We start from the raw sequence: 6,060 nt of genomic DNA, 5'->3' as shown, positions 1-6,060 counted from the left end.
GCGATCGAGCGCCGGCCGCGCCGAGTGTGGCTCGGCTGCCTCGTCCTGCTCGCCGCAGGAGCGGCCTGTGCGCCGCTGCTCGCCCAGAGCGGTGTTCCGCTGCACCAGGCACTGCCGGCTACCGCGCCCTCGGTGACCGGACAGAGCGTCCTCGCCCGCCACTTCCCCGCCGGTACGGCAAGTCCCGTCGTCATCCTTGCTCCGCCCGCCGGGATCGTCGAGGCGCACAATCGGGTCACGGCGGCGCAGGGGGTGGCGACCGCGGTCGTCACACGGTCCGGGCCTGGCGCCAGGGTTCAGATCCTTGCGACGCTGAGGGACGCCCCGGACAGCGCGCAGGCCCGGCACACCATCGCCCGGCTTCGCGCCTCCCTCGCCGGGACGGGGGCGCTGGTCGGCGGGCAGAGCGCACAGCTCGCCGATCTGCATACGGCTTCCGTGCGCGGCCACCGGCTGATCATGCCCCTGGTACTGCTGGTGGTCCTGGCCGTCCTCATCGTCCTGCTGCGCTGCCTGCTCCTGCCGCTGCTGCTGGTCGCGGCCGCCTGGGTCAGTCTGCTCACCGCGTTCGGCGCCGCCGCACTGGTGTTCCATCTGGTCCTGGGCAGCACGGCCACCGAGCCCGCTGTGGTGCTGTTCTCCTTCGTCTTCCTCGTGGCGCTCGGTGTGGACTACAACATCTTCCTTGTCCACCGAATCCGCGGCGAAGCAGCCGAACGAGGCACTACTGCCGGTGTGCGGCGGGGGTTGGAGACCACCAGTGGCGTCATCAGCGCCGCCGGCCTCATCCTGGCCGCCACGTTCGCCGCACTGTGCGCGATGCCTCTCCTCTATCTCGCCCAGATCGGCTGCATCGTCGCGATCGGTGTCCTGGTCGACACCCTTCTCGTGCGGCTGTTCCTCGTCCCCGCCCTCATCCTCGACCTCGGACACCGCACCTGGTGGCCCGCGCGCCTGCCTGGTGACCGGGCTCGTGGTGATGGCACTCGGTGCCCCGTCCCGGGAGTCGGTGCCTCGGCCCGGCCCGCGCAGCCCACATCCGCGCCATAGCCCCGAGGCCGGGCGGTCACTCTTTCGGGTGTGGGACCAATCCGACGGGCAAGTGCCGCCGAATGGGGGGTGTGAGCAACTTCCGCAGCACCCTCTCCCGCGCCGCCCTGGGCGCGTTGGCCGGTCTCCTGGCCGGGTTCACGGCACTCGCCGTGGCTGAGCTGGTAGCAGGGCTGGTGCGGCCGACCGCGGGGCCGGTGACCGTCGTAGGCGGGGCGGTGATCGACCGGACGCCGGCCTCGGTGAAGGACTTTGCGATCCGCACGTTCGGGGAGAACGACAAGACCGTCCTGCAGCTCGGCATCCTCGCCGTACTCGCGATCATCGCCATGGGTCTGGGCGTGCTCAGCCTGCGGCACCGCCGTGCCGGTTCCGCAGGCGTGCTGCTGTTCGGGGTCGTCGGCGCCGCGGCGGCCCTGAGCCGGCCCGACTCCACCGGTTTCGGCGACGCGCTCCCCTCGATCACCGGAGCGGTCGCGGGTGCGTTCACTCTCTACCTCCTGGCGTCGAAAGGCGCTGCGACACCCTCAGGAGGTGAGGCCGGAGGGTCCGGGTGGAGCAGGCGGGGTTTCCTGACCGCGGCGGTCGTGACCGCCGCAGCGGCCACAACCGCAGGCACACTCGGACGGTTCCTCGTCGGCCGCAAGGGCCAGGGTGCCATCGCCTCCCGCAACACCCTCGTGCTGCCCAAGCCCGCCTCCCCGGCGCCTCCGGTTCCTTCGGGTGCCCAGCTGAAGGTGCCCGGCATCAGCCCCTTCACCACACCGAACCGGGACTTCTACCGCGTCGACACCGCGCTCGTCGTGCCCCGCGTGGATGCCGGCACCTGGCGGCTGCGGATCCAGGGCAAAGGCGTCGCCCGTCCGCGCACCTACTCGCTTGACCAGCTCCTAGCCCGCCCGCTCATCGAACGCGACATCACTCTCGCCTGCGTTTCCAACGAGGTCGGCGGCCCCTACATCGGCAACGCCCGCTGGCTCGGTGTCCCCCTCGCCGAACTCCTCCGGGAGGCCGGCGTCCAGCCGCCTTCCCGGGGAGGCAAGGCCGACCAGCTGGTGGCCCGGTCCGTGGACGGGATGACCCTAGGCTCCCCGGTCGAGGAGGTCATGGACGGCCGGGACGCCGTTCTGGCGGTCGGCATGAACGGGGAGCCCCTGCCGTTCGACCACGGCTACCCCGTCCGGATGCTCGTCCCGGGCCTGTACGGGTATGTGTCGGCGTGTAAGTGGATCACGGACATCGAACTGACCACCTTCGACGCGTACGACCCGTACTGGGTCAAGCGCAAGTGGGCCCGAAAGGCCCCGGTCAAGACGCAGGCCCGCATCGACACGCCCACGCCGTTCGCCCGCCCCGCCGGCGGGACGATCACCGTCGCCGGTGTGGCCTGGGCCCAGCATCGGGGCATCACCCGTGTCGAGGTCCGTATCGACGACGGGCCCTGGCAGGTCGCCGACCTCGCCGTCCAGGACACCCTCGACACCTGGCGCCAGTGGTCATACCGCTGGAACGCCGCCCCCGGTGGACACACCATCACCGTCCGCGCCACCGACGGCACCGGTGCGGTGCAGACGGAAGAGCGCAGCCGGACTATCCCCGACGGGGCGAGCGGCTGGCACAGCGTCTTCGTCACCGTCCCCTAGACCACCGGACCGGCCCGCGAACCCAGGCCGTCTCGGCAGTACCACCCCCAAGCCAAACCCAGGCAGATATACCCATTCAGGGAGTAACTCTCATGAACAGCATGAAGATCCGCCGTACCGCGATCGCCGTGACCGCTGCCGCCCTGCTGCCCTTCTCACTGGCCGCCTGCTCCGACTCCGGCAGCGACACCAAGGCCGCCCCGACCGCGGCTGCCGGGGACCAGGCCAAGACCGGTCAGAGCACTCCCGCGGATGACACGATGACCGGCGACAACCCCTTCGGCCCGGCGTGTGCCGGTGTTCCCAAGGAGGGTGCCGGTTCCTTCGACGGCATGGCCAAGGACCCCGTGGCCACCGCCGCATCCAACAACCCGGCCCTGTCCACCCTGGTCGCCGCGGTCAAGCAGGCGGGCCTGGTCGACACGCTCAACAACGCCAAGGACATCACGGTCTTCGCGCCGACCAACGACGCCTTCGCGAAGATTCCGAAGGCCGACCTCGACAAGGTCCTCGCCGACAAGGCCACGCTCACCAAGATCCTCACCTACCACGTCGTGGGCCAGAAGCTCACCCCCAAGCAGCTCGAGAAGGGCTCCTTCGAAACGCTGGAGAAGGGCATGGTCACCACCATGGGCTCCGGCGAGTCCTACAAGGTCAACGACACCGCCAGCGTGGTCTGCGGCAACGTCAAGACCGCCAACGCCAACGTCTACATCATCGACACCGTCCTCATGCCCAAGTAGCGGCTCTCGGCATCCGCCGGTGCGACATTCGGCCCGGCACGTCCATGGAAGACAAGGACGTGCCGGGCCTGCCGTCGGTTGTGCGGACAGCAGGCCAAGTCCGAGGGCAGCAGCGACTCCCCGGCCTCCCCCGCCCACCCACAGATCTTCGGCCGCGACTGCGGCCCACCGGAGCAAGACCAGCGCAATCGAATCGGCCGGGCGGGTGCAGGGGGCGTCCAGCACAAGCCGCAGCCTGTAGTCCGCGCGAGTGATTCCGCCTATCCGTGCCGCTTACCGCAGGCGAGGAACGGTCGCGGGGCGGAAGATGAATCCGAGGCGGCGGGCAGCGGCATGACCGTCGCCGGGCTGTGGCCGCCACCTCTTCTCGCGGCCACAGCCCGTCACACGGACACCGCAGGAGCCGGCTTCACGGGCTCGGTCTCCGAGATGAGCCACGGCGCCGCTCGGCCGAGGCCCAACGATCGACCTGACGACGCAGCGCACGGCCGTTGCCCAGGGAAGGCGGCCACATGGACGGCGACCACCCGCACGACTACGGGAGGAAGCTCCCGTCCGGGGAAGCGAACGGGAGGCGTCCTTCCCCTGACCGTCGTCCATCGCGCGATGCCCAGCCGCCGTCCGGCCCGAAGCACGAGGCGAATCCCGAGCCCGCTGCGGGTGCCGGCTCGCCCCGCTCGGTCAGCGGTCCCTTGGAGGGTCCTGTGCCGGTACGTGGACCGTCGCCGCACCCTCAGCCAGAACGGCCTCGGATCCGTGACCGGATTCGCATGCTGCTGGACTCGGTCCCGCCGCCGGGGCCGGCCCAGCCGGGCTTTTGGCGCAGTCCGCTGCGGGGGCCGTGGCTGACGGCCGTGTTCGGGCTGGTCCTGCTGTTCGGGATCAGCATCCTTTTCGTGACCGGACTGCTCTCCTACGCCGCCTACAACCCGGATCTGGATCCGATCAACGACCAGACCCCCGGCAAGGGGCTGCTCGGTTTCTACCTGTTCACCTGGCCCACCTCACCGTACTGGGGTTATCGCCTCAGCCAGGGGATCCACGTCACGCTTGGGATCGTGCTGGTCCCGGTCCTGCTGGCCAAGCTGTGGTCGGTGATCCCCAAACTGTTCGAGTGGCGGCCGGTCCGCTCGGTCAGCCACGCGCTGGAGCGTCTGTCGCTTCTGCTGCTGGTGGGGGGAGCCGGGTTCGAGTTCGTCACCGGGATCCTCAACGTCCAGCTTCACTACATCTTTCCCGGATCGTTCTACACCCTGCACTTCTACGGCGCGTGGGTGTTCATCGGCGCGTTCGTCGTGCACGTCGTCTTCCGGCTCCGGCGGGCCCTGATGGCGGTCGTATCCCGCGAGCAAGGGCCGGCTCAGCCGCCCCCTGACACCGAGCCGCCCGCGCCCGCCGACCCGATGGGCCTGACCTCGCCCCGGCCCGCCGCGCCCACCATCTCCCGCCGTGGGGCGGTCCTGATGGTCGGTGCGGGATCGGCGGCCCTGCTGGCCGTGACGGTGGGACAGAGCATCGGCGGCTGGATGCGTGCGACTGCCCTGCTCGCCCCCCGCGGACAAACTCCCGGCTCCGGCCCGAACGGGTTCCAGATCAACAAGACCGCCGCCTCCGTGGGCATCCGCGCCATCGACGTCGGGCCCGCCTGGCGGCTGACCGTCCGCGTCGGCAACCGGCAGGTGCTCCTGACCCAAGACGAGCTCTACGAGCTGCCCCGGCACACCTCCCGGCTGCCGATCGCCTGCGTGGAAGGCTGGTCCACCAACGACCAGGAGTGGAGCGGCGTCCGCTTGGCCGACCTCGCCGCGCTTGTGGGCCTGACCGAGCGTCTGCCGCAGGTTCTCGTGCAGTCGGTACAACGCGGCGGTCCGTACAACGCTGTCGTCCTCGCCCCCAACCAGGTACGCGACCACCGTTCCCTGCTCGCGCTGGAGGTCAACGGGGCGGTCCTCTCACAGGACCATGGCTACCCGGCCCGGATCATCGTTCCCAACGCGCCCGGCGTCCACAACACCAAATGGGTGGGGCGCCTCACCTTCGGCGAGCCCGCATGAACCGCCTCCCTGCCCGTTACGGCGCCTCCCCTCTCCACCTCGCGCTCACCCTGTGTTCTTTCGTACTCGCTCTCTACGCCGGCCTCCGGCTGCTGGAGGGCGATACCTGGGGCGTGGCCGTGTGGTTCGTCGGCGCCGCCCTGCTGCACGACCTCGTTCTGCTGCCTCTGTACTCGGCCGCCGACCGGGGGCTCCAGCGGCTCCTGCCACCGAGCGACCCTGCTGCGGCCGGGGGCCGAACGGCCTTGGGCGTCAACTACGTCCGAGTTCCGGTGTTCGTCTCGGGCCTGCTGCTGCTCGTGTGGTGGCCTTTGATCCTCGGCCGGGTGGATCAGTTCACGGCGGTCTCGGCGCTGCCTGCGGATGTGTTCCTCGGCCGCTGGCTGCTGATCACCGCCGCGCTGTTCGCGGGCTCGGTGCTCTGGGCGCTGATCCGCACGGCACAAGCCACCCGGCGATTGCGGGCCGTGCGACGTCCTGCGTTCCGCGTAATTCAGCGGCCTGGAGTCACGAATCTGGGGTCTGACCTTGGCAGACATGGGTGAGGGCGCCTGAGAGGCGTTTCTCTAG

The 6,060-nt window shown here is 70.1% G+C and carries 5 protein-coding genes; all 5 read left to right on the top strand.

Going from position 1 to position 6,060, the window contains the following annotated elements; all coding sequences use genetic code 11:
• A partial coding sequence (locus ACGFYY_RS42060; protein WP_393717883.1) for an MMPL family transporter occupies window positions 1–1,050 on the top strand: 1,050 nt, incomplete at its 5' end.
• A 62-nt stretch (window positions 1,051–1,112) separates the two neighbouring features.
• Window positions 1,113–2,693 (top strand): molybdopterin-dependent oxidoreductase, encoded by a 1,581-nt coding sequence (locus ACGFYY_RS42055; protein WP_393717881.1) that lies wholly within the window; start codon window positions 1,113–1,115, stop codon window positions 2,691–2,693.
• Window positions 2,694–2,785: 92 nt separating this feature from the next.
• A complete protein-coding gene (locus tag ACGFYY_RS42050) occupies window positions 2,786–3,436 on the top strand; it encodes a fasciclin domain-containing protein (protein WP_365925823.1) in 651 nt (216 codons plus the stop codon).
• 770 nt (window positions 3,437–4,206) lie between these two features.
• Window positions 4,207–5,490, top strand: a complete 1,284-nt coding sequence (locus ACGFYY_RS42045) for a molybdopterin-dependent oxidoreductase (protein WP_393717879.1) — start codon at window positions 4,207–4,209, stop codon at window positions 5,488–5,490.
• Window positions 5,487–6,035, top strand: a complete 549-nt coding sequence (locus ACGFYY_RS42040) for a hypothetical protein (RefSeq protein ID WP_393717877.1) — start codon at window positions 5,487–5,489, stop codon at window positions 6,033–6,035. Before ACGFYY_RS42045 ends, ACGFYY_RS42040 begins: the two co-directional genes overlap by 4 nt.
• The last annotated feature ends 25 nt before the right edge of the window (window positions 6,036–6,060 follow it).

The organism is Streptomyces sp. NPDC048331 (genome assembly GCF_043201215.1).
Lineage (GTDB): Bacteria > Actinomycetota > Actinomycetes > Streptomycetales > Streptomycetaceae > Streptomyces.
Note: the sequence above shows the minus strand (reverse complement) of the source record. Positions and strands in the feature narration are given on the sequence as shown.